Source organism: Arthrobacter sp. CAN_A212, assembly GCF_015752345.1.
Taxonomy (GTDB): Bacteria; Actinomycetota; Actinomycetes; order Actinomycetales; family Micrococcaceae; genus Arthrobacter_D.
In genome coordinates this window covers 75,282-98,671 of record NZ_JADOUT010000012.1, presented here as the reverse complement: position 1 = coordinate 98,671, position 23,390 = coordinate 75,282, and the positions used below count along the sequence as shown (strand labels likewise).

Annotated in this window: 26 protein-coding genes, 1 pseudogene and 1 riboswitch; of the genes and pseudogenes, 20 read left to right on the top strand and 7 right to left on the bottom strand. The window is 65.1% G+C overall.

What is annotated here, in order from left to right; genetic code table 11:
* Together purQ and purL are read left to right on the top strand one after the other, a co-directional pair.
* Positions 1-756 (top strand): phosphoribosylformylglycinamidine synthase subunit PurQ, encoded by a 756-nt coding sequence (gene purQ / locus IWX64_RS10855; RefSeq protein ID WP_196867161.1) that lies wholly within the window; start codon positions 1-3, stop codon positions 754-756.
* On the top strand, positions 757-3,069 hold the full coding sequence (gene purL / locus IWX64_RS10850; protein ID WP_196867137.1) for a phosphoribosylformylglycinamidine synthase subunit PurL: 2,313 nt from the start codon (positions 757-759) through the stop codon (positions 3,067-3,069).
* A 56-nt stretch (positions 3,070-3,125) separates the two neighbouring features.
* On the opposite strand, the gene IWX64_RS10845 is transcribed toward purL, so the two are convergent.
* Entirely contained in the window at positions 3,126-4,412 is a 1,287-nt protein-coding gene (locus IWX64_RS10845; RefSeq protein ID WP_196867136.1) for a sensor histidine kinase, read from the bottom strand.
* 53 nt (positions 4,413-4,465) lie between these two features.
* Positions 4,466-4,645, bottom strand: coding sequence for a hypothetical protein (locus IWX64_RS10840; RefSeq protein WP_196867135.1), 180 nt, complete (start codon positions 4,643-4,645; stop codon positions 4,466-4,468).
* A 39-nt stretch (positions 4,646-4,684) separates the two neighbouring features.
* Between IWX64_RS10840 and IWX64_RS10835 the strand changes: the two genes are divergently transcribed.
* The 7 genes from IWX64_RS10835 (at position 4,685) to IWX64_RS10805 (ending at position 9,746) form a co-directional block, all read left to right on the top strand.
* Complete coding sequence (locus IWX64_RS10835) at positions 4,685-5,443, top strand: response regulator (protein ID WP_196867134.1); 759 nt, start codon at positions 4,685-4,687, stop codon at positions 5,441-5,443.
* Positions 5,444-5,603: 160 nt separating this feature from the next.
* The gene (locus IWX64_RS10830) at positions 5,604-5,876 is read left to right on the top strand and encodes a hypothetical protein (protein WP_196867133.1); all 273 of its coding nucleotides are present in this window, start codon (positions 5,604-5,606) and stop codon (positions 5,874-5,876) included.
* Positions 5,877-5,905: 29 nt separating this feature from the next.
* Positions 5,906-6,457 (top strand): hypothetical protein, encoded by a 552-nt coding sequence (locus IWX64_RS10825; protein ID WP_196867132.1) that lies wholly within the window; start codon positions 5,906-5,908, stop codon positions 6,455-6,457.
* Positions 6,458-6,461: 4 nt separating this feature from the next.
* Positions 6,462-7,019, top strand: a complete 558-nt coding sequence (locus tag IWX64_RS10820) for a hypothetical protein (protein WP_196867131.1) — start codon at positions 6,462-6,464, stop codon at positions 7,017-7,019.
* A 62-nt stretch (positions 7,020-7,081) separates the two neighbouring features.
* Positions 7,082-7,504 carry a DUF2530 domain-containing protein gene (locus tag IWX64_RS10815; RefSeq protein WP_196867130.1) on the top strand — a complete coding sequence of 141 codons (423 nt, stop codon included), beginning with the start codon at positions 7,082-7,084 and terminating at the stop codon, positions 7,502-7,504.
* A gap of 8 nt (positions 7,505-7,512) precedes the next feature.
* The gene (locus IWX64_RS10810; protein ID WP_196867129.1) at positions 7,513-9,090 is read left to right on the top strand and encodes a hypothetical protein; all 1,578 of its coding nucleotides are present in this window, start codon (positions 7,513-7,515) and stop codon (positions 9,088-9,090) included.
* The gene (locus IWX64_RS10805; protein ID WP_196867128.1) at positions 9,057-9,746 is read left to right on the top strand and encodes an ABC transporter ATP-binding protein; all 690 of its coding nucleotides are present in this window, start codon (positions 9,057-9,059) and stop codon (positions 9,744-9,746) included. The genes IWX64_RS10810 and IWX64_RS10805 overlap by 34 nt, the downstream gene beginning before the upstream one ends.
* On the opposite strand, the gene IWX64_RS10800 is transcribed toward IWX64_RS10805, so the two are convergent.
* The gene (locus IWX64_RS10800) at positions 9,676-10,230 is read right to left on the bottom strand and encodes a DUF1990 family protein (RefSeq protein WP_196867127.1); all 555 of its coding nucleotides are present in this window, start codon (positions 10,228-10,230) and stop codon (positions 9,676-9,678) included. The genes IWX64_RS10805 and IWX64_RS10800 overlap by 71 nt on opposite strands.
* Positions 10,217-10,612, bottom strand: coding sequence for an MmcQ/YjbR family DNA-binding protein (locus IWX64_RS10795; RefSeq protein ID WP_196867126.1), 396 nt, complete (start codon positions 10,610-10,612; stop codon positions 10,217-10,219). The genes IWX64_RS10800 and IWX64_RS10795 overlap by 14 nt, the downstream gene beginning before the upstream one ends.
* Before the next feature lie 60 nt (positions 10,613-10,672).
* On the opposite strand from IWX64_RS10795, the gene IWX64_RS10790 reads away from it, so the two are divergent.
* On the top strand, positions 10,673-11,500 hold the full coding sequence (locus IWX64_RS10790) for a DUF1206 domain-containing protein (RefSeq protein ID WP_196867125.1): 828 nt from the start codon (positions 10,673-10,675) through the stop codon (positions 11,498-11,500).
* 17 nt (positions 11,501-11,517) lie between these two features.
* Here the strand turns inward: IWX64_RS10790 and IWX64_RS10785 are convergent, their stop codons facing one another.
* Complete coding sequence (locus IWX64_RS10785; RefSeq protein WP_196867124.1) at positions 11,518-11,934, bottom strand: CoA-binding protein; 417 nt, start codon at positions 11,932-11,934, stop codon at positions 11,518-11,520.
* Positions 11,935-12,158: 224 nt separating this feature from the next.
* Here IWX64_RS10785 and IWX64_RS10780 point away from each other — a divergent pair, with 224 nt between their 5' ends.
* From IWX64_RS10780 to IWX64_RS10740, 9 genes are all read left to right on the top strand, one after another.
* A complete protein-coding gene (locus IWX64_RS10780; protein WP_196867123.1) occupies positions 12,159-12,971 on the top strand; it encodes an ABC transporter ATP-binding protein in 813 nt (270 codons plus the stop codon).
* A gap of 155 nt (positions 12,972-13,126) precedes the next feature.
* Positions 13,127-14,161, top strand: a complete 1,035-nt coding sequence (locus IWX64_RS10775) for an aliphatic sulfonate ABC transporter substrate-binding protein (RefSeq protein WP_196867122.1) — start codon at positions 13,127-13,129, stop codon at positions 14,159-14,161.
* On the top strand, positions 14,158-15,072 hold the full coding sequence (locus IWX64_RS10770) for an ABC transporter permease (protein ID WP_196867121.1): 915 nt from the start codon (positions 14,158-14,160) through the stop codon (positions 15,070-15,072). The genes IWX64_RS10775 and IWX64_RS10770 overlap by 4 nt, the downstream gene beginning before the upstream one ends.
* Positions 15,063-17,039: an acetate--CoA ligase gene (acs, locus tag IWX64_RS10765; RefSeq protein WP_196867160.1), complete on the top strand. Its 1,977-nt coding sequence runs from the start codon at positions 15,063-15,065 to the stop codon at positions 17,037-17,039. Before IWX64_RS10770 ends, acs begins: the two co-directional genes overlap by 10 nt.
* 163 nt (positions 17,040-17,202) lie before the next feature.
* Entirely contained in the window at positions 17,203-17,898 is a 696-nt protein-coding gene (locus IWX64_RS10760; protein WP_196867120.1) for a hypothetical protein, read from the top strand.
* 75 nt (positions 17,899-17,973) lie between these two features.
* A riboswitch (SAM riboswitch) is annotated at positions 17,974-18,078 on the top strand.
* Positions 18,079-18,084: 6 nt separating this feature from the next.
* Positions 18,085-19,242, top strand: coding sequence for a dimethylsulfone monooxygenase SfnG (sfnG, locus tag IWX64_RS10755; protein ID WP_196867119.1), 1,158 nt, complete (start codon positions 18,085-18,087; stop codon positions 19,240-19,242).
* Positions 19,242-20,576, top strand: a complete 1,335-nt coding sequence (locus IWX64_RS10750; protein WP_196867118.1) for an O-acetylhomoserine aminocarboxypropyltransferase/cysteine synthase family protein — start codon at positions 19,242-19,244, stop codon at positions 20,574-20,576. The genes sfnG and IWX64_RS10750 overlap by 1 nt, the downstream gene beginning before the upstream one ends.
* The gene (locus IWX64_RS10745) at positions 20,573-21,076 is read left to right on the top strand and encodes a CoA-binding protein (protein WP_196867117.1); all 504 of its coding nucleotides are present in this window, start codon (positions 20,573-20,575) and stop codon (positions 21,074-21,076) included. The genes IWX64_RS10750 and IWX64_RS10745 overlap by 4 nt, the downstream gene beginning before the upstream one ends.
* 194 nt (positions 21,077-21,270) lie before the next feature.
* A complete protein-coding gene (locus IWX64_RS10740; RefSeq protein ID WP_196867116.1) occupies positions 21,271-21,549 on the top strand; it encodes a hypothetical protein in 279 nt (92 codons plus the stop codon).
* A gap of 135 nt (positions 21,550-21,684) precedes the next feature.
* On the opposite strand, the pseudogene IWX64_RS10735 reads toward IWX64_RS10740, so the two are convergent.
* Positions 21,685-21,973: pseudogene (locus IWX64_RS10735) on the bottom strand (ribulokinase); the annotation flags it as partial.
* Between the two features lie 43 nt (positions 21,974-22,016).
* Complete coding sequence (locus IWX64_RS10730; RefSeq protein ID WP_196867115.1) at positions 22,017-22,823, bottom strand: carbon-nitrogen hydrolase family protein; 807 nt, start codon at positions 22,821-22,823, stop codon at positions 22,017-22,019.
* Positions 22,824-22,895: 72 nt separating this feature from the next.
* Here IWX64_RS10730 and IWX64_RS10725 point away from each other — a divergent pair, with 72 nt between their 5' ends.
* On the top strand, positions 22,896-23,390 hold the full coding sequence (locus IWX64_RS10725) for a DUF427 domain-containing protein (protein ID WP_196867114.1): 495 nt from the start codon (positions 22,896-22,898) through the stop codon (positions 23,388-23,390).

Sequence of the window (23,390 nt, the reverse complement as noted above, 5' to 3'; positions counted from 1 at the left end):
CTGAAAACCGACGCACCGTTCGGCGCTCCAGCCCTGGACTCCGTCCGGGTCGGCATTGTCACCTTCCCCGGCTCGCTCGATGACCGCGACGCGGCACGCGCAGTACGCCTCGCCGGCGGCACCGCAGTCCCGCTCTGGCACGGGGACCACGACCTGCAGGGTGTGGACGCCGTCGTCGTCCCCGGTGGTTTCTCCTACGGCGACTACCTGCGTGCTGGCGCCATTTCCCGGTTCGCACCGCTGATGGAACAGATCACCGCTGCCGCGTCCGGCGGCGAGCGCGCGCTGCCCGTCCTGGGTATCTGCAACGGGTTCCAGGTCCTCACCGAGGCCCACCTGTTGCCCGGTTCAATGATCAAGAACAACCACCTGCACTTCCTGTGCCGTGACCAGCGTCTCCGGGTTGAGAACGCCGACACGGCATGGACCGCTTCCTACGCGGCCGGTGACGAGATTGTGGTCCCCCTGAAGAACCAGGATGGACAGTTCGTCGCCGACGAGCGCACCCTCGACGAGCTGGAGGGTGAGGGCCGGGTGGTGTTCCGCTACGTCGGCGCCAACCCCAACGGTTCACGCCGCGACATCGCCGGGATCTCCAACGCCGCCGGCAACGTGGTGGGCCTAATGCCGCACCCCGAGCACGCGGTCGAGGCGGGTTTTGGCCCGGATTCCTCTGCTGCAGGGCTGGTTGGTGTCCGCGGTGGCACCGACGGACTCGGAATATTCACCTCTGTACTGAAGAAGCTGGTTAAGTAAGTGACGATCAATAGCTCCTCCGCGCCCGCCGAGGCCCGTAAGTTCAACATTGACACCGTGGCCCACGCCGCCGAGACTCCCGACGTCGAACTGCCCTGGGCCGCCCTCGGCCTGAAGGAAAACGAGTTCGACCGGGTTGTCGAGATCCTTGGACGCCGCCCCACCGCCGCCGAGTTGGCGATGTACTCGGTGATGTGGAGCGAGCACTGCTCCTACAAGTCCTCAAAGGTGCACCTGGCGCAGTTCGGCGACAAGGTCACCGACGCCATGAAGGAGCATCTTCTGGTGGGCATTGGCGAGAACGCCGGCGTCGTCGACATCGGTGACGGCTGGGCCGTGACGTTCAAGGTGGAATCCCACAACCACCCCTCCTTCGTGGAGCCTTACCAGGGCGCTGCGACCGGCGTCGGCGGCATTGTCCGCGACATTATTTCCATGGGCGCCCGCCCGGTGGCGATCATGGATCCGCTGCGGTTCGGCGCCATCGACCACCCGGATACCCCGCGCCTGGTGCACGGGATCGTCTCGGGTATCGGCGGGTACGGCAACTCCCTCGGGCTGCCGAACATCGGCGGCGAGGTGGTTTTCGACTCCGTCTACCAGGGCAACCCGCTGGTCAACGCATTGGCTGTCGGGGTTCTGCGCCACGAGGACATCCGCCTGGCCAACGCCTCCGGCGTCGGTAACAAGGTGGTGCTCTTCGGAGCCCGCACCGGCGGCGACGGTATCGGCGGCGCATCGGTGCTCGCCTCCGAATCTTTTGACGCCGACAAGCCGTCCAAGCGCCCCGCCGTCCAAGTGGGCGACCCGTTTGCCGAGAAGGTCCTCATCGAGTGCTGCCTCGAGCTGTTCAAGGCCTCGGTGGTGGAGGGTATCCAGGACCTGGGTGCCGCTGGCATCTCCTGTGCCACGTCCGAACTGGCGTCCAACGGCGACGGCGGCATGCACGTCGAGCTGACCGACGTGCTGCTCCGCGATCCGTCGCTGACCCCCGGCGAGATCCTGATGTCCGAGTCGCAGGAACGCATGATGGCCGTCGTCACCCCGGCCAACGCCGCCGCGTTTGAAGCCATCATGGACAAGTGGAACGTCGAATACTCCTGGCTCGGCGAGGTCACCGACACCGGCAGGCTCATCATCGAGTGGGACGGCGAGAAGATTGTCGACGTCGACCCGCGGACCGTCGCCCACGACGGGCCCGTCTACCACCGGCCGTTCCACCGCCCCGAGTGGCTCGACGCGCTGCAGGAGAACACCTTCGACGGCGACCGGCCGGCGGACGGCGACGCCCTCCGCGCCGCGGTGTTGGAGCTGATGGCCGCGCCGAACATGTGCTCCAAGGACTGGATCACCAACCAGTACGACAGGTTTGTGCAGGGCAACACGGCCCTGGCCATGCCCGACGACGCCGGCGTGGTTCGGGTGGATGAGGAAACCGGTCTCGGCGTCGCCATCTCCACGGACGCGAATGGCCGCTACTCCTACCTCAACCCCTACGAGGGTGCCCGGCTGGCCCTCGCCGAGGCCTACCGGAACGTTGCCACCACCGGCGCCAAGCCGCTGGCCGTCACCGACTGCCTGAACTTCGGCTCCCCCGAGGACCCCGAGGTGATGTGGCAGTTCGCTGAGACCGTGCGCGGCCTCGCCGACGCCTGCCAGGAACTCGGCGTCCCGGTCACCGGCGGCAACGTGTCCCTGTACAACCAGACCGGTGGCGTTCCCATCCACCCGACCCCGGTGGTCGGCGTGCTCGGCGTGTTTGACGACGTCGCCCGCCGCACCCCCTCAGGATGGCGCGACGACGGGCAGGCCATCTACCTGCTCGGCACCACCCGGGACGAGCTGGACGGCTCGGAATGGGCCAACCTCCGCGGGCACCTCGGCGGGCAGCCCCCGGCCGCAGACCTGACCGCTGAAAAAACCCTCGCCGCCATCCTGATCAATTCCTCCCGGGACGGGATGATCGACGCCGCCCACGACCTCTCCGAGGGAGGCCTCGCGGCTGCACTCTCCGAGTCGGCGCTCCGCTTCGGCGTGGGCGCGCGGATCGGGATCGACGAACTCTGCGAGCGCGACGGCATCGACCCGTTCACCGCCCTGTTCTCCGAGAGCCAGGGTCGCGCCGTCGTCAGCGTCGCCCGCTCTGAAGAGGTTCGGTTCAACGACATGTGCACGGCGCGCAACTACCCGCACCTGCGGATCGGTGTGGTCGATGTGGAAAATGGCGCCCTGGACGTGCAGGGCCACTTCACCCTGCCGTTGGAGGAACTGCGGAAAGCTCACGAGGCGACCCTGCCGGAGCACTTCGCGTAGCCGAATCCAGCTCTGGCTCCCCGTAGCGTGAGGGGTGCCAGGGTTGGCGGCTACGGTCACCGCCCGTCCGGGAGGACGCGGGACTGGACCGGTTCCTGCGTGTGCCGGCTGGCCCCGGCATCAAGTGAGGCGCGGACCGTCCAGGTGTCGCCGTCGCGGCCCGCCTGGAAGGTGCCGCCAAGGAGCTGGAGCCGCTCGGCCAGGCACACCATCCCAAACCCTCCGGATGGTACACCGGAGCCATCAATACCAACCTCGGCCACAGGGCCGCTTGTCACCTCGACTAAAATATTGGCGCCTACTGAAACCGCGAAGGTAACAGCCTTCGGTCCGGAATCTGAAGTGTGTTTGATTACGTTGGTGGCACATTCCCTGATCACCGGCACCAAAGCGATCTGCACTGCCCGCAGAAGACTGTCCGGCTCACCAGTGATGACCAGCTCGACGTCGTAACCCAGACCCGCCAGCCGCTCGGAAGCAGCTTCAAGTTCACGGTGCAGCGACTGATCCGATACTGGGGTGACAGACCGTTGCTGATCAGGACTGGACGCCGCAAGCACCTTCATCATCACCCGTAGGTCGTGCAGGGATTGATGGGTGGCGTCAGCGATGGCGTCGAGGGACGCACTGACCTGGTTCGGGTCCTTCGAGACCCGGGCAGCGTCGGCCTGCATCGCGACAATGGTCATGTCATGAGCAACTATGTCGTGAAGATCCCTGGCAATATTCCTGCGTTCCGATTCGATAGCAGCGAGCTGGTGCCCTGCAAGCTGCTCCGCGTGGCGCCGTGCCCGCAGGTTCTCCCGCCGAAGGCCAGCAAGATGGGTTCCCACGGCATGCAATACGAGCAAGGTTGGAATGAATCCCCAGAAGAGGAGCTGGTTGCCTGGCACCAGCAGGATGTGGACGAGTATCCAGGCAGCCGACACGATGACCTGGGCCCTGGCGAAAACCTTCGACGCCGTCAACGCCACAATGAAGGTAGTGGCCAGCACCACGACGATCGCGAGAAGTGGTAGCTCGTAGAAGATCTGCATGCCCGCGCCAATAAAGACGATCACCGATCCGTAGGTACTTCGGACGGCCGCCACAAGCGGGCCGAAGCTCAGCGCTGCAAGGCTGGTGATGGCGATAGGCAGCGGCGGTTGACCCCCGCCACCGTCGCGCTCCGTGACCAGGGATAACAGGTCAGTACTGAAGGACCAGATCACTATGACCGCGATGGCAATCAGTAACCACCGGGACAATGGCCGCGCGTGCCAGAACCGGGTCGGCTCGTTCTCGCGCTCACGGGGATGGCTGTCCTCGCGCCCTATGGCGGCCCCGCTCACCCAATACTTCATATTGCTCAGCGTAGCGGTAGGCATTGTGGCGCGGGCGCTTCAGAACCTCAGGTTCAACACTTCTTGGTGATCTTGCAGTAGACCGCGTTGAGCCAGTCGTTCACCCCCGATGGTTCCGCCGACACGTCGATACTCAGTTCGGGCTCAGCGGCGGCGGCCGCGGGCGACGCGGTCGCAGACAGAGCGATCAGAAGGGCTAGGGACAGGGCGCTGGTGCGGTTGCGAGACCTCATGGTTGCTTACTTTCTGTTGGATGTTTCCCAGTCTGTGATGTGGCGGCAAAGGCCGCCAGCACCGAAGGTCAACAGAATTTCTTCGACCAAAGTCGACCTCCCCCGGCGGTATGGCAAGCTAGCAGCATGAAGGACATCCGCGTGGTGGTCGTTGACGACCAGCCCATAATGAGTCAGGCACTCGCGATCTTCATCGAAGCGGCGGAGGACATGGTGTGCACCGGAGTAGCTTCGGGTGGAAAAGCGGGAGTGGCAATGGTTCAGGAACTGCGGCCCGACGTCGTCCTCATGGACATGCAAATGCCGGGATTAAACGGAGTCCAGGCAACCCAGGCCATCGCCGGCGCCCTGCCTGAGGTAGTGGTCATTGCGATGACCACCTTCGACCCCGACGAATATCTGATTCCGGTGCTGAAAGCCGGGGCACGCGGCTTCCTGGTGAAGGACGCCCGTCCGGAAGAAGTCGTTCAGGCCATCCGCGATGCGCATGCGGGCGCGACAGTCATCAGCCCCGCGATCGCCGGCAACCTGATTAAAGCTGCCATTGCCGACAAAGCCGCGCCGTCCACCGCAGCACAGCAGCGGTTGGCTGATCCCCTGACAGGACGGGAACTGGAGGTGCTGAAACTAGTGGGGCGGGGAATGAACAACAGCGATATTGCGCGGGATCTGTTCATCACCGAAGCCACTGTCAAAGCACACGTCGGACGCACGATGGCTAAGTTGCAGGTGAAAAACAGGGTGCAGGCGGTGGTCGCGGCGGCACGCCATGGACTGATCACCATCGACTATTCCTAAAGACGGTTCCGGCGGGCCAGCCCCGCCCATGAGACCAAAGTCTTAAGCCAATCCCCAACTGAGGGCCAATGCGCGCCCACTTTGTGATCACTAGCGTTTGACCCGTCAGGATCTTCTGGCGATCGGATCAAACCCAAACCTAGAGAATCACGAGGAAATCATGAAAACACAAGTCCGAAAGTACTCAACCCTGGCAGCCGCCGGCAGCATTGCCGTCGTCGGTGTGGTGCTGGGAACACTGGCAGTCGCCTGGGTGGCCGGCTCCCTGAGCATTTCAACTGCCGCGGCAACCCAGATCGTCAACGCGGTCCAGGTCGGTGGCCTGGCGCTGACACTCGTAGGAGCCGCCTTCGGCTTCGGCGTGGGAAGCGCCCTGGTAGCGACCATCCGCTGGTACATCACCCGAAAAGGCAAGGGAATCGCAATCGCCTGATCCGCCCACCAGAAGGAGAGGAGCCCCACATGAGCAGATACCCAACGCTTTCCACAACCTTAACAGCGGCCAGCGTCAGTGCCACGATCTTCATCGTGGGGCTCCTCATCGGCTACACCAGCATCGAACAATTGCCCGCGGCCCTCACCCACCTGGACGCGGCCGGTGCCACCGAATGGTCCTTCCTGGGAATTCTCACCAGGAACCTGGGTGCAGCCGCCCTGATGTACGCCGGAATCGTGAGCGGTGGGGTGCTGTCAGTGATCACAATGGCAGCTGTGGCGGTGTACGTCGGCGCCACAGCGAAGATCGGCAGCATGACCGTCGGCCTTGGTGCCGTCGCCGGCGGTGTAGCGTGGTACGCCCCGATCGAGTTCCTCGGCTGCATGGCGGCCGCCTGCGCCGGCCTCTACCCGGCTATCGCTGCACTGTCCGAGAAGCATCAACGGCAGCACGGCGGACCCCTCAAATCCTATCTTCACGCCGTCCCGCATTCGCTGATGCTGTTCGCGGTTGCCGCCGCCCTCATTGCGATCGGCGCTGGCGCGGAGATCCTCGTCATTTCGCAGCAAGTGAGGTAATCCAATGCCCATCCCGGCCTACCCAACCGCCCGTGCCGAAACTTCCACACCCATCCTCCCGACGTCCCGCCCGGTGTGGTGGGTGACCTGCATCGCGTGCGTCACGGTGATCCTCTTCAGGCTTCCAGCCACCGTCGACATGATGAATGAGACTATCGCTGTCCAGCCGACTGGAGAGGATCTGGACCCCGAGCTGTTGACACTTTCGGTGCGGATTGCAGCGTACCTCGGAGTGATCCTCTTTGCTGTGATCATGATCGTCTACCTGGGGTTCGCATCCTTCCTTGAGAGGCGGCTGGCTCCCTACCGCCTGCAGCTTCCCGCGAGTCAGGGCATTGGCCTTTTCTGCCTACTGGTCGGCACCCTGACCCTCGTCCCACAGGTCTTCGCCCTTCTCAACGGATCCTTGCCGTCCGGTCCAGGGAAGTACGCATTCGTCCTGATCACAGCCGTTTCCCTGCCGTTCCTTTACCGGCGGCATTGGAAGAACAACAGCACCAGGCAGATCTCGCTGCTGTTCGCCACATCAATCGGTCTTGCTTCCCTCGTGTCACTAGTCTGACCGTGCCTGAAGATTTACGTGAACTCGTTACCCGCTCCACCATCAATTCCAGGAGGACCACCATGGCCAGCAACCTTGCTCTGAAACCAGCCTATGTGCTGGCAGGATTTACTGTCCTCGCAGCATGCGGCGCACTCACTCTAGTCACTCTCCTGACCCGCGGCGTCCCGGAGTCCGGCATTCAAAACCCGGACACCTTCTGGCTGATCCTCATGGTTGGCCTGGCGGTAGGCGGTATCCTCATACCGCTACTGGGAGCCCTCCCCGGGGTGGCACCCGTCCACGCGCTCCGCACAGCATTGTTCTTCGTCGTTCCCGCCCTGACCTTCGCCGTCTTCCTTGACCCACGGCTGAGCGCCTTCCCTGTCCAGTTCCTATGCGTCGTGGGCATCATCGTGGGGCTGTTGGGCACGATCGTCACGCTGTTCGACGCGTTGGAAGCCCGGCAGGGACGCCGCCCTAGCCAAAGCCGCATGGGTCAATGATCCCTCAAGTGTCCCGTGAGATTACTCCCGTAATCCGGCGGGACTCCCTGCCGACGAGCGGAGCCGACCACGTTCCTGCCCGACGGCGGCTCAGACTGGTGATCGACCTCCGTCTGATCGAGTTCGCCAACGCTCTCGGGTTGACGATGAGTCTCACGATGCTCCGCCGGGGCACAGCATTGGCGGTCCTGGTGGGAACTTTGGTTGTTCCCGCAGCCGCTGCCGCCGGCGCCGTCCTGGCGGGCAATTCCTTGGACACAGTAAAGCTGGAGAGGTATGTGCTGGGCCCGGTTTTGCTGCTCATGGTCTATACCGGGGTCGCTTCACTTCTCGCAGAAACGCTGGGCCGGTTTCGACACTCGGTGTCAGGCCACCCCAACCGGTCCTTCTTCCGTGCCCTGGACATTCCTGCCACCACCATCTACCTGGTCTATGCCTTGCCCCGGACTGCCGGCCCGGGCCTGCTCTGGCTCCTGGTCGGGGCAGGCGTCGGTGCCGGGTTCTCGCTGTCCGATGCCTATGACGGCAGCAGCAATGCGCCGGCGATGATCTGGACCGCCCTCCTTTGTGTACCGGTGGCGCTGGGCCTGGCCACCTCCGCGGCTGGACTCTACGCTGCGAGCCACCGCGGCTCAACACAACCTCGGTTGTGGAAGGCCGCAGCCCTGACCATCCCCGCGGGACTCACGCTGGGGGCCGCCGTCACCTGGCTCATTCTGCCGTTGCTGCAGTCCACAGCAGCCTCCCAAGGCTCTGGCCCACTGTCCTTGCCCGCACTGACCTTCCCGGCGCTGATCCTGCTGGCAACGTGCGCTTCGGCGATGATTCCGCTCTGGGGCAGACTTCGTCGGATCTCGTTTCCCGCCGAGGCGCACCCCGCCCAATCCCACAAGTTCCCCAGGTTCGGGCCGGCGGGGATGAGGTGGGCCCGAATCCTCAGTGACCAAAGGTTGTCCGGATGGCGTTATCTGGTGCAAGTACGGATCACAGCTGCTCTCCTCGGCGGGATTGCGGCACTTGGTGCAGCACTGCTTTCCGGGGCTCCCACCCTCAGCACAACATCTTTGCTCGAGCCCGGGCTGTTTGAGGACCTCGTTCTGCCCACCATCGCATTCTCAGCAGTCCTCTTCGGCGTGACCCTGGCCGATCTGACGATCAACGATATTGGCCCGCACGCGTACGGTCGTCACCTGCGCACGGCGGTCGAATCCGGTGCCGAGGTACGGACAGCTGTGACAGCCCAGCTATTGGCTGTGGTGGCACCGGTGGCAGCCCTATCGGCTCTTCTCGCTGGCGGAACTTCGCTGCTGCTCGGCTTCGCCGTCTTTTCGCCATTTGTCCTCGGGGTGGGGGCCGTAGCGGCAGCCTTGATCGCCGAAACGCTTTTCCCCCCGCCCCGCGCCGCTGACGGTACGGCAGCCGAAAGCATCTTCACCGGCCTCGCAACACTTGTTCTTGCCGCGCTCCCCGCAGCAATACCCCTTTCGTTCCCTGCCGCAGATCCCTGGTTCATGCCACTGGGGGTAGCGGCCCTTCTAGGAGGTGCCACAGTATGTCTGCGCAAGCACATCACCAGCCTTTCCTGACTCTTGACAGCGTCAGCGCCGGATACCACGCATCGGACCCGGTGATCACGGACCTGAGCCTGGACATCCGCCGCCCCGGCATCACCTTGGTCGAGGGGGGAAACGGCGTCGGGAAATCGACCCTGGTGGAAGTGATCAGCGGTTACCTCCCCGTCCTGTCAGGCTCAGTAACCGTCTGCGGCCTAAATGCTTCGTCTCCCAGGGCGTCGCAGGTGCGCCGGATCTGTCGGACTGAACCCGCTCTTTACCCCGCCATGACCGCTCGGGATCATCTGGTGTTCGCAGCCCGGTGGGCCGGAGCCGATCCCGTTGCAGGGGTGATTCGGGCCGAAAACTACGGGATGGGCCAGTGGTTGGAGACAGAGGCCGGTTCGCTTTCAACCGGCAACCGCAGGAAACTGTGGTTGATTCTCTGCACCCTTGGTGACTTCAGCCTGGTCATGCTTGATGAGCCCTTCAACGGGCTCGACGGCGACGGAACAGCCCTTCTGCTGGAGGAGCTCACGGCCTGGTCCGGGTCCCGTTCGGTGCTGGTGGTGGCCCACCGCCCACCCGATGGTCTCCCTCGTTCCCACCGGGTAGCCCTCAGACCGGGTGTACCCCCGGTCCAGGCTGGAGTGCCAGCGCCCGGGCCGTGGCCAGGTACCGGCGGGTGACCAGCTCCTGGCAGAAACGGGCCACCGGGGCGCCGAGGGTGAAGAACCAGTTGGCGTGCCGGCTGAAGGCAAAGACCTCGAAATACACCGCACCCTCCGGATCGAGAACGGCGATGAACGCCTCCTCACCCCGTTCCGGGTGGCCCGGCAGCGTGCCGTACCCGAACCCGGCACGCTGCGGTCCGCCGTCGTCGTCGCCCGGTTCCTCGACCCACACCACCCGGCACGGGGCGGGTAGCCGGACTGGGCCGATCCCAAACGCTGGTACCACCTCAACGCCGACGGCGGCCCTGGCCTGGCCCGCCGGGACGCTCAACCCGGCCCCCCGGTGCAGCTGCCAGGACAGGATCCCCTCGGCGAGCCGGGCGTAGGCGGCGTAACCCGCTCCGACCCGGACCCGCCGGGTCACCAGGCGGAACCCCGCCGGAGATTCGCCCCTCTGGCTCAGGCCAACGGTCGGATAGGTGAATTCAGGAGTCGTCATCTGCTGCCAATCTGCTCCAGCCGAGCATTACGCGGTCCCGGAGGGGCAAGGACGCCACCACCAGGTCGTATGAATCCTCAATCATGTCCCGGATCATCGGATCCGGAAGCTCCCCGGTGCACGAGACACCGTTCCAGTGGGTCTTGTTCAGATGGTAGGCACCCACGATCTCGGGGTGCGCGGCACGCAGCTGTTCGGCGAGGAGGGGGTCGCACTTGAGGCTCACCGATAGGTCAGGGGCGGAAAGGTCTGACAGGGCGTACATCTTCGCGGCGCCGCCCGGCGCCTTCACCTTGAACACCGAGGCGTCCGGACCGAACGGGAAGTCCTCGTAGGTTCCAGGCAGCGCAAGACAGAACTCCCGCAGAACAACTGGATCCATGGGCCGAGCCTACCGCCAAAAGGTGGCAGGATAGGAGAAAACCAACCGCAGGAGCACACCATGGGCGAGGCAAAACGCCAGGCTGGCAAGGCAGCAGATGCCGCCGAGGACGTATCGGATTCCAAGGCATTCGAGGTCGCTGCACGGGCCGGCTACATCGCTGCCGGGCTCCTGCACATCCTGATCGGGGTGATCGCCCTCCGCGTCGCCGTGGGTGGCTCCGGCAGCGCGGACCAGAGCGGTGCGATCAGCGCCCTCGGCGACGGCCCCGGCGGTTCGCTCCTCCTGTGGGCGTGCTCGATCGGGTCGATCGCCCTGGCACTGTTCATGCTCAGTGAGGTGTTCTTCGGTGCCCGCGGCATGAAGGACTCCGACAAGCTCAAGTTCCGCGCCAAAAATGCGGCCAAGGCCGTGACCTACGGCGTGATTGGTGGAACGTTCGCCACCTATGCTGCGGGTGGCAGCAGCGACAGCAGCGAGAGCACCCAGAACGTGAGCGCTTCCCTGATGTCCAACCCGGCGGGTTCGGTGCTGCTGATGGCGGTCGGCGCCGGTGTCATGGTGGTCGGCGGCTACTTCGTCTACAGCGGTGCCACGAAGAAGTTCAAGGAGAACCTCAAGGCGCTGCCCGGAAAGGGTGCCGGGGCCGCCGTCGTCAATCTTGGCGTGGTGGGCTACATTGCCAAGGGGGTTGCCCTCCTAGTGCTGGGCCTGCTGTTCATCGTCGCGACGGTGCAGAATGACCCCGAGGAATCCACCGGCCTGGACGGCGCGCTGAAGTCGCTGCAGGGTCAGCCGTACGGCGCCTGGATCCTGGGCGTAGTGGCTCTCGGGTTGATTGCTTACGGCGTGTTTATGGTGATCCGGTCCCGCTACCAGAAGATGTAGCGGTTACAGGCCACCACTTAGCGACGCATTCCCGGGGCCTCGATGGCCGGGCAGGTATTCATGACGACGTCGAGCCCTGCCGCCTTGGCCCGCTCCGCCGCGGCCTCGTCAATGACCCCGAGTTGCAGCCAGACCGCCTTGGCGCCCACCTCGATGGCCTGGTCCACCACCGCTCCAACCTTCGACGAGTTCACGAAACAGTCGACGACGTCGATAGCTCCGGGGATGTCAGCGAGCCGCTGGTACCCGGTGCGCCCGTGCACGTCGTCGCCCTTGAGACTGACCGGAACCACGTCCAGGCCGAGGTTGTCGATCAGAAACCGGGAGACCCCGAGCGCCGCACGCCGGGGGTTGTTGGAGAGCCCCACCACCGCCCAGCGTCCAGGCGTGGTCAGGAGTTTGCGGATCACTTCAGGATCGTTGCTGTGAGTCACGGTGCTATGCCTTTCGCTGCAATCGGTCGGATTGTTACGCCACCACTTGCGGGGAACCCCTGCACAGGAGTTTAGTAGTGGTTGACCATCCCGAGCGGCCGAGAGACCTGGATCGATGAAGCCGCAGCAACCCTGGCCATCCGGCTGACCATTTGCAGAGCATCAGTGCAGAGGGCAGCCGGTGACAGTAGGGTGCTACCGCCAGGATCGATGGAGTTAATCCTATGACCGTTCTGGCATCACCACAGTCCCCTACCACCGTGTCCGCCAAGCAGGCGCTCAACGTGAGGTTCACCGGCCTGGGCCGCAGTTTCGGACCCGCCGCTGACCGGCGCACCGTCCTCCGCGACATCAACTTCGACGTCGCTGCGGGGGAAGTCCTCGCCATCCTCGGGCCCAGCGGGTGCGGAAAATCCACCCTCCTGCGGGCCGCAGCGGGCCTGGACGCCCTCAACGCCGGCTCGGTGGTGATCGACGGCACCGAGGTCCGTGGCATCGACGAACGCTGCGCGGTGGCTTTCCAGGAGCCACGACTGCTGCCCTGGCACACCCTTCAGGCCAATGTCGCGATCGGCCTGCCCAAGGCGTCCAGCGCCAGTGAGGGCAAGGCGAAAGTGGCTGAGCTGCTGCAGCTGGTCGAGCTCGACCAGTTCGCCAAGCACCGCCCGAGGGAGGTCTCCGGCGGAATGGCACAGCGGGCCTCCCTGGCCCGGGCGCTGGCCCGGAACCCCGGGGTCCTCCTCCTCGACGAGCCGTTTGGTGCCCTGGACGCCCTCACCCGGATCAAAATGCAGGACCTCCTGCTCGACATCCACAAGGCCCAACCGACCACGGTATTGCTGGTCACCCACGACGTCGATGAAGCGCTGCAGCTCGCCGACCGGATCATTGTCCTGGGCGCCGACGGCGACCAACCCGGCGCCACCATCACCGAGGTCCTCACCGTCCCCGGGGACCGGCCACGCGACCGCAACTCGGCCGATCTCGGCCGAATGCGCAGTTCCCTGCTGACTTCCCTGGGAGTGACCGGCCACTAGGCCGCGCCTTCCTGTCCTTCTTCCGCGGCCACCCACCTCCCGGCGCTGCAGTAGTTTCCTGCACCCCCGGCACCCGCGCCACACCCAGAACCACCCAGTTTTTTCCCATTCCCACCCACCCCGTCCCCCACGACGTGTCTCACCAAAGGACCCCCATGAACCGCCACCCATCGCACCTCCCCCGCCGCACCGCCCTGGGCGCGGCCTCCCTCGCCGTCGTCGCCTCCTTCGCCCTGACCGGGTGCATGGCCGGCGAGGACGCCGCCGGTCCGGCGGGCGGGGAACTGAACATCGACTTTGCTACCTACAACCCCCTGTCCCTGGTCATCAAGGAACAGGGCTGGCTCGAGGCTGAACTGGCCGAGGAGAACGTCACCGTCAACTGGATCCAGTCCGCCGGGTCCAACAAAGCCAACGAGGCCCTGCGTGCCGGGGCGATCGACGTCGGGTCCACCGCCGGCTCGGCCGCGTTGCTCGCCCGTTCCAACGGCTCACCCATCAAGACCATCGACATCTACTCCCAGCCGGAATGGTCTGCCCTGGTAACCAACGCGGATTCCGGGATCGAGGAAATCGGGGACCTGCGCGGCAAGTCAATCGCCGCCACCAAAGGGACTGACCCGTACTTCTTCCTGTTGCAGGCCTTGGAGGCCGGCGGGGTAGATCCCTCCGAGGTGACGGTGCAGAACCTGCAGCACGCCGATGGGCGGGCTGCGCTGGCCAACGGGTCGGTCGATGCATGGTCCGGACTCGACCCGATCATGGCCTCCGCCGAGCAGGATGGCGCCACCCTCTTCTTCAGGGACATCGACTTCAATACCTACGGTTTCCTCAACGCCACCGAGGAGTTCCTTGAAGAATCCCCCGAACTGGCCCAGACCGTCGTGAATGCCTACGAAAAGGCCCGCGAATGGGCTACCGAGAACCCCGAAGAGACAGCGGAAATCCTCGCCGAAGTCGCTGGAATCGACGTCGAGATCGCCAACGCCGTCATCATCGACCGCACCAACCTGTCCGTCGACCCCGCCCCGGGGGATGCGCAGCGTGCCGTGCTGGAAAAGATCGGGCCGGTATTCGTCGAATCCGGTGATGTTTCCAGCCAGGAACAGGTCGATGAAGCGCTGGACACCCTCTTTGATGACTCCCTGGTGCGCAACGCGGACCCCGCGGCGATTGAGGCCTCCTCATGACCCATCTGGGGAACCCGTACGTGACCGGGAACAGTGTTACGGCAGCGAGCAAGGCCGGTTTAGAGGCCTCAGGCTCCACCGTGACAACGGCAGACGCCACCCAGCCGCCGCCCGAACGGGGCGGGCCGGCACATGGATGGTCCCAGACCGGCCCGCTGCGGCGTGGCTGGGTGCGTCTGCTCCTCGGGTTGCTCCTGCCGGCGCTGATCATCACCGTCTGGCAGCTGAACTCGGTCACCGGCCTGTTCAGCTCCGTCCAGGTCCCGCCGCCGGCTGCGGTGTTCAACGCCGCCGTCGAACTCATTCAGCGCGGCGAGCTGTGGACCCACATCGGTATCTCCACCCAACGGGTGCTGCTGGGCTTCACGTTCGGCGCGGCCCTGGGACTGGTGGTCGGCTCACTGGTGGGGTTGTCCCGGATCGCCGACGCCCTGCTGGCACCGACCATCGGCGCGCTCCGGGCCGTCCCTTCCCTGGCCTGGGTACCGCTGCTGATCCTGTGGATGAAAATCGGTGAAGACTCGAAAATCACCCTGATTCTCATCGGCGCCTTCTTCCCGGTGTTCACCACCGTCTACATTGCGTTGCGCCACGTGGACCGGAACCTGGTCGAAGCCGGCCGGGCGTTCGGCCTCAAGGGCCTGAAGCTGCTGACCACCGTGCAACTCCCGGCGGTGATTCCCGCCGTTTTCTCGGGCCTGCGGCTGGGGCTCGCCCAGGCGTGGCTGTTCCTGGTCGCCGCGGAACTGATTGCCTCCTCCCTGGGGCTCGGCTATCTGCTCAGTGATTCACAGAACAATGGACGGGTGGACAGGATCTTCCTGGCCATCATCCTGCTGGCCATCATTGGCAAGACCACCGACGCCTTGCTGGGGATCGCCGAGAAGTGGGCGGTACGACGATGGGCCTAAGCCTGCAGGACGCCGACCCGCTCACCGAGGCAGAGCATCTCGACTTCTGGGACCGGCAGGCCCGCCGGCTGGATTGGGACACCGAGTGGTCGGCCGTGCACAGCTTCGACCCCGCCCGCCCGCTTCCGGGAGGGGCCGACGGTGGGGACGACGGTGGGGACGACGTCGAACTGACCGTCCCGGTCATCGAATGGTTCGCCGGCGGCCGCCTGAACGTGGCTCACAACTGCGTGGACCGGCACGTCGATGCCGGGTTGGGGAAGAAGGTGGCCCTGCACTTCGAGGGCGAGCCGGGAGACCGGCGCACCGTCACTTACGCGGACCTGCAGGACGAGGTGTCACGGGCCGCCAACGCGCTGCTGTCCCTCGGAGTCGGCAAGGGCGACCGGGTGGTGATCTACCTCCCGGTCCTCGTGGAAACGGTGGTGATCACCCTGGCGTGCGCCCGAATCGGGGCGGTCCACTCGCTGGTGTTCGGCGGTTTCTCGGCCGAAGCCCTCCGTTTCCGCGTCGAAGACACCGGCGCCAAGCTCCTGGTGACCACCGACGGGCAGTATCGTCGCGGCGCTGCGGTCCCCGTGAAGGCCAATGCTGACCAGGCCGTGTCCGGTTCACCCAGCATCGAGCACGTCCTCGTGATCCGCCGCACCGGCGACGACGTCGAGTGGACCGAGGGGCGCGACGTCTGGTGGCACGACGTCGTCGGCTCCGCCTCCCCGCACCACACTCCTGAGGCGTTCGACGCCGAGACCCCCCTGTTTATCATGTACACCTCCGGGACGACCGGTAAGCCCAAGGGTCTGGTCCACACCTCCGGCGGCTACCTCACCCAGGCGTCCTGGAGCTTCGAGTACCTGTTCAGCCACCCCGACCCGGAGCTGCGGGAGCACGACGTCCACTGGTGCACCGCCGACCTGGCCTGGGTCACCGCCCACACCTACGAGATCTACGGTCCGCTCTCCAACGGCGTCACCCAGGTGATCTTCGAGGGCACCCCCAACACGCCGCACCCGGGCCGGCACTTCGAGATCATCGAACGCTACGGCGTCACCAGCTACTACACGGCGCCCACGCTGATCCGGTCGCTGATGGGCTGGTTCCCGGACGGGGTGCCCAACGACTACAACCTGTCCTCGATCCGGCTTCTCGGCACCGTCGGCGAGGCCACCAACCCCGAGGCGTGGCGCTGGTTCAGGGAACACCTCGGGGCGGGCACCGCACCTGTGGTGGACACCTGGTGGCAGTCCGAGACCGGCGCGACCATCCTTTCCCCCCGACCGACCGACCCCTCGTTCAAGCCTGGCTGCGCAACACGTGCGCTGCCCGGTGTCAGCACCCGGATTGTCGACGACGCCGGCCACCCCGTGCCCGTCGGCGAACAAGGCCTGATCGTCGTGGACCGGACCGGACCGGCGATGGCCCGCACCGTGTGGGGCGACCCCCAGCGCTACCTCGATTCCTACTGGCGGAAGTTCGCTGCGCAGGGCTGGTTCCTCGCCGGGGACGGCGCGAGGTACGACGACGACGGCGACACCTGGATCCTCGGGCGGGTGGACGACGTGCTCAACGTGTCAGGGCACCGGCTCTCGACCATCGAGATCGAATCGGCCCTCGTGGCCCACCCCTGGGTGGTCGAGGCCGGTGTCTGCCCTGTTGCTGATCCGCGGACCGGTCACGCAATCGCCGCGTTCGTGGTCCTGTCACCCTCGGAGGGCACCGGTCCCGCCGTCGGGGAGGACGTGGACCGGGTGCTGCGGAACCATGTCGCCGCAGTGATCGGGCCGATCGCGAAACCGACCGCCGTCGTCGTCGTCGACGACGTGCCGAAGACCCGGTCCGGGAAGATCATGCGGCGGCTCCTGACCCAGCTGTTCGAGAACACGGCGCTCGGCGACACCACGTCGCTCCAGAACGAGGGGTGCGTGCCCGGCATCGCGGCAGTGCTCGCCGCGCGCCCGGTCCGGTGACCCGCACCTCCTTCCGGTGAGCAACCTGGACATCGGTGATCACCATGTCCCTCACGGATGTCCAGGTTGACCCATCCGGTCCAGGTTGCTCACCCTTCCCGGGCATCGGGCCGCCCCGACGCAGCGTTTGTCGGTTGTTACGCGCGTGTGATCGGGTTGTGCCATGAGCATTGACAAGGATGAACAGAAGCGGCGCGAGGAACGGCTGGCAATTACCCGGATCGTGCTTCGGCCCACCGGAACACCCCTCCCGCTGGCGTTCATGGCGCTGGCAGTGGCGACCATCGGCGTCAGCGCGCTGCAACTGGGGATCATTCCGGCTCAAGAGGAACAGATCGTTGCGCTGGGGATCCTGGTGCTCACGGTACCGCTGCAACTGTTCTCCTCCGTCATTGGCTTCGGCGCCCGTGATCCGATTGCCGGGACAGGGATGGCCATGGTTGCCGGTACCTGGGCGCTGATCGCGGTGGCGATGCTGGTCACCCCGGGGGGCGCATCGATTTCCGCGCTCGGGGTGCTCCTGATTACCGCGGCGGTAGCTATGCTGGCACCGATCCTGGGCGCGAAGGGCAAGCTGGTGGCCGCCGCCGTGCTCGCTGGTTCCGCGCTGCGGTTCGCTTTCACCGGCGTCGCCCACCTGACGGGTGCGGATGGCTGGGAGACCGCCGCCGGGATCTTTGGGTTCGCGCTCGGCGCCCTGGCGATCTACGCAGCGATCGGCTTCGAAACGGAGGAAGCAGGCGGGCCGTTCCATGTCCCGCTGCTGCGCCGCGGATCGGGGACCAAGCCGCTGGCCGACGACATGGGCGAGCAGGTCGAAGGGATAGCCCGGGAGGCGGGCGTCCGCCGCCAGCTGTGAGGTCGCCACTCCGCCAACCACTGCAACGGAGAGCAACAATGTTGGTGCACCGCGATCGTGCTGTCACACTGGTGGGGACCATCCCGAGCGGTTGAGAGATCTGGCTCATTGACACCGCAGCAACCCTGGCCACTGCCCACGGCAGTGACATTAGGGTGCTAATGCCAGGCACGATGGAGGACAAATATGGCTATTGACCTTTCCCAACCCCTGAAGTTTGCGTACTGGGTTCCCAATGTGAGCGGCGGCCTGGTGGTCTCCACTATTGAGCAGCGCACCGGCTGGGACTTTGAGTACAACAAGAAGCTGGCCCGCATCGCGGAGAACGCTGGGTTCGAGTACGCCCTCTCGCAAACCCGGTATGCGGCAAGCTACGGGGCAGACAAGCAGCACGAGGCGACGGCGTTCTCGCTGGCCCTGCTCGGCGCGACCGAGAAGCTGAAGGTGATTGCCGCCGTCCACCCCGGCATGTGGCAGCCCGGTGTCCTCGCGAAGTTCATCATCACCGCTGATCACATCTCGCAGGGCCGGGCGGCCGTGAACATTGTCTCGGGCTGGTTGAAGAGCGAGTTTACGGGCTTCGGCCTCCCCTGGTTGGAGCACGACGAACGCTACGTCCGCACCGAGGAATTCATCAGAATCCTCCGCGGCCTCTGGACAGAGCAGAACTTCTCCCAGTCCGGCAAGTACTACAACATCACCGACTTCACCCTCAACCCACCACCCGTTGACGTGCCCGGGCGGCCGCACCCGGAGGTCTTCTTCGGTGGGAACTCCACCGCGGCACAGGCCACCGCTGGCCGGGTGGCCGACTGGTACTTCTCCAACGGCAAGGACCTTGAGGGGTTCAAGGAGAACATCGCCGGCGTGCAGGCCTCCGCCGCCGAGGCCGGGCGCAAGCCACGGTTCGGACTCAACGGGTTCGTGATTGCCCGCGACACCGAGAAGGAAGCCCGCGAAACCCTCCGCGAGATTGTGGCCAAGGCACACAAGCCAGCGGTCGAGGGGTTCCGTGGCGCCGTCCAGGAAGCCGGTGCCTCCACCAAGGACGGCAAGGGCATGTGGGCAGATTCCTCCTTTGAGGACCTGATCCAGTACAACGACGGTTTCAAGACCCAGCTGATCGGCACGCCCGAGCAGATTGCCGAGCGGATCGTCGAGTACAAGAAGATCGGCGTCAACCTGATGCTGACCTGCTACCTCCACTTCCAGGAGGAAGTCGAAGCCTTCGGCCAAGACGTCCTCCCCATCGTCCGCGAACTTGAAGCGGACCTCGCCCGCAAAGAGGGCCTGGATTTCATCGTCAACGACGTCACTCACGAGAACATTAAGGCAGGTGTCTAATGGCTGACCGCAGCTTCGGATTCCGTACGCGTGCACTCCATGCAGGGGGCACCCCCGACTCGGCACATGGTGCCCGGGCCGTCCCCATCTACCAGACGACATCGTTCGTGTTCAAGGACACGGCCGACGCCGCAAACCTCTTTGCGCTGCAAAAGTACGGCAACATCTACTCACGGATCGGCAACCCCACGGTCGCGGCCTTCGAGGAGCGGATCGCGTCGCTGGAGGGTGGCATCGGGGCGGTCGCGACGGCGTCGGGCATGAGCGCCGAATTTATCACCTTCGCTGCGCTCTGCCAGGCCGGGGACCATATCGTCGCCGCGTCGCAGCTGTACGGCGGCACCGTCACCCAGCTCGACGTGACGTTGCGCCGGTTTGGCATCGACACCACCTTCGTCCCGGGCACCGACCCAGCCGACTATGCGGCCGCCATCCAGGACAACACGAAGGCCGTCTACGCCGAGGTGATCGCCAACCCATCGGGCGAGGTGGCCGACATTCAGGGGCTGGCGAAGATCGCTCACGACGCCGGTGTGCCGTTGATCATCGACTCCACCCTGAGCACCCCCTACCTGATTCGTCCGATCGAGCACGGCGCCGACATTGTGATCCACTCGGCGACGAAGTTCATCGGCGGGCACGGGACCACCCTGGGCGGCGTCGTCGTCGAGGCCGGCACCTTCAACTGGGGTAACGGCCGGTTCCCCACCATGACCGAACCGGTGCCCTCCTACGGCAACATTCAGTGGTGGGCGAACTTCGGGGAGTACGGGTTCCTGACCAAGCTGCGCACCGAGCAGCTCCGGGACATCGGCCCGTCGCTGTCCCCCATGTCCGCGTTCCAGCTGCTCCAGGGGGTCGAGACGCTGGCCCAGCGGATGGATGAACACCTCTCCAACGCGCAGGCAGTCGCCGAGTGGCTGGAGAACGATCCCCGGGTGGAGTACGTCAACTATGCGGGGCTGCCCTCCCACCGGCACTTCGAGCGGGCCGCCAAGTATTTGCCGCAGGGCCCCGGCTCGGTGTTCAGCTTCGGGGTGAAGGGCGGCCGCGTTGCGGGGCAGACGTTCATCGAGTCGCTGCAGCTGGCCTCCCACCTGGCGAATGTCGGCGACGCACGGACGCTGGTTATCCACCCCGGGTCGACGACGCATCAGCAGCTCTCCGCCGAGCAGCTGGTCACGGCAGGCATCCCCGAGGATCTGGTGAGGATTTCGATCGGCCTGGAGGATCTGGAGGACATCCTGTGGGACCTCGACCAAGCCCTGGACCTCGCTACGGCACCGAACCTGGAGGATAAATTGGACCCGAATGTTGATGGAGTGAAGGCGTGAGCGCTGACCTGGAAACGGCACGTACCTGGGAGGGCCCATCAGCCCCTGAGCGGCTCTCCCTGTTGCGTAATGCCAAGTCGGTGGCGATTGTCGGGGCGTCCGACAAGCCGTCCCGCGCGTCCTACTTCGTGGCGACCTACCTGCAGTCGTCATCGCCGTACCGCTTGTACTTCGTGAACCCGGTGGCGAAGGAGATTCTGGGCCAGCCCGTATACGCGTCACTGGCGGACCTGCCGGAGGTGCCCGACATTGTTGACGTGTTCCGGAAGCACGACGACCTGCCAGGTGTCCTCACGGAGGCGAAAGCCGTCGGCGCGAAGACCCTGTGGCTACAGCTCGGTTCCTGGCACGAGGACGTCGCTCACGACGCCGAGGAGGCTGGCCTGAACGTGGTGATGGACCGGTGCATCAAGATTGAACACGCCCGGTTCCACGGCGGGCTGAACCTGGCCGGCTTCAACACCGGCGTGATTTCCTCGAAGCGGCAGGTCACCGCCTAACTCCCGCAAACACGCCGCTAGCTCGGTTAGCGACTCACAGAAACGGCCCCGAGGCCAAGGAACGCCGGTAGGAACCGGCACTCCTTGGCCTTAGGGCCGTTTTTGCGTATCCAGGCTGAACCCGTCGACGTGCTTCAACTAGCCTGATCACCGGAGCGAAAACTACCTTGGCTACCGACGCGAAAGGGCAATCCATGAAGAAGCTCTTACCGATCGCCATTCTGGTGCTTGCCGCCGCGGGGATCACCGTTGGCGTGGTCTTCTCGAACCTTCTCACCGGCCTTGCTTGGGTCGCCCTGGCGCTCGGGCTTTGGGCCTATTCGGCCACCACCGCCGGACGCGCCACACCGGGCGGCGCCAACGCCGGACCAACCGGCACCGGACCAGCCGACACCGCGAAGGTGCGTCAATACCGTGAGGAACATCCCGACGCCACCATCATGGACGCCGTCCGGGCAACGCGGGCCAGGTAAACCACTCGACTCCATCCCTCACAGAAACGGCCCTGAGGCCAAGGAACGCCGGTAGGAACCGGCGATCCTTGGCCTCAGGGCCTTTTGTGCGTGGGGTCAGATGCGACCGCAGCTATTTCAGCGCGTTCCCGGCGTCCAAAGTTTGACGTAGGCATGCGGCCGGGTCTCAAGACCGGGAAGTTCGTTGAGCGGGCGTGCCGCCGTCGTCGTCGTCGTCGTCGTCGTGACCATGGTGCAGGCGGTGAAGTCGGTGACGATCCGATAACGTCCCGGGGTCGATTCCTGCGGCCCGCACGGCCTCGGGCACTGCGGTGCGGAGCACGTCCACGTAGTCAGAGGGTACCTGGAGCGCCCACTGCGGTGGCAGCCGCTCACCGGTGGCGGCGAGCACCCGGTCCATGACCGCGTGCGGGTACTCCAGGACTACCCACGGCCACCGTCTTGACGCGGCTACACCGGGATCCGCCTCAGTGCGACTCGACGATCTCCTCGTTGCGAGCGAAGCGGCGGTTCTTCAGGACCGGCAGGAACTCCCGGACGTCGGCGATCCGCCGTCGGGATACGTCAGTGGTCACCACCGACTCATCCTCGTCGGTCAGGAAGACCTGGGGGATGCCCATCGGATCAATGATGGCCGAGTGGCCGATAGTGTGTCCGCTGGAGGTACCGGCAGCAGCGATCCACACGGTGTTCTCGATGGCACGTGCTTTCAGCAGGGTCTCCCAGTGGTCCACCTTGTGATCGCCCTTGAACCAGGCCGCCGGCACCAGGATCAGGTCCGCGCCACGGTCGGCGAGCGCGCGGGCATGTTCGGGGAAGCGGATGTCGTAACAGGTCATCAGCCCGACCGACAGGTCGCCGATCTGGACCACCTTGATGCCGCCGTCGCCCGGTTTGATCCGGGTGGATTCCTGATAGCTGAACGCGTCGTAGAGGTGCAGCTTGCGGTACGTATCGACAATCCGGCCGGTGGCATCGACCAGGACGAGCGTGTTGTAGGGGCGATCCTCGCCGCTGGCTTCGTACCCGCCAGCAACCACCGCGATCCCCAGTTCGACGGCCATGAAGGAAAGTTGCTGCACGAACTTGGACCAGTTTTCGTCGACGGCGGCAGCGAGAGACCCTTCCACCTTCCCAATGGAGAACATGGATTCCTCCGGAAAGACGATCAGCTCCGAGGACTCCGAGCGGGCCTGCTCGGAAAGCCTGCGCATGGTCAACAAGTTCTCCGAAACGTCCCCACTCGGGCGGAACTGCCCAACACTGATCTTCATCGTTTCCGCTTTCAGTTAAGAAACAGGTGCCCTCACAGCGTACCGAATGCCGCCAGGTCCTATCGTTGGGTTATGAGACTGCAACGTATTGTCCCTGGCCCTGACCAGGAATCCGTCTGGGACTACCCGCGACCGCCACGGTTGGAAACCACCTCCGAGCGGGTGGTGATCGAGTTTGGTGGGGTGGTCATCGCTGACACCACCAACGCGGTCCGAGTCCTGGAAACCAGCCACCCGCCGGTGTACTACGTGCCGATCTCCGATTTTGAGGGTGGCGCGCTGGTCCCCGCGGAAGGCTCATCCCTGTGTGAGTACAAGGGGATGGCCGCCTATTACGACGTCGTCAGCCGGCGCCACCGGGCACCGCGGGCCGGGTGGACCTATCCCATCCCGACCGCAGGGTTCGAACCCCTACGCACCCGGATAGCCATCTACCCGGGTGCCATGGACAAATGCCTGATCGACGGCGAGGAGGTCCAGGCGCAGGAAGGGGACTTCTACGGTGGCTGGATTACCCAGCGCATTGTCGGGCCCTTCAAGGGAGCGCCCGGCACCTGGGGGTGGTGA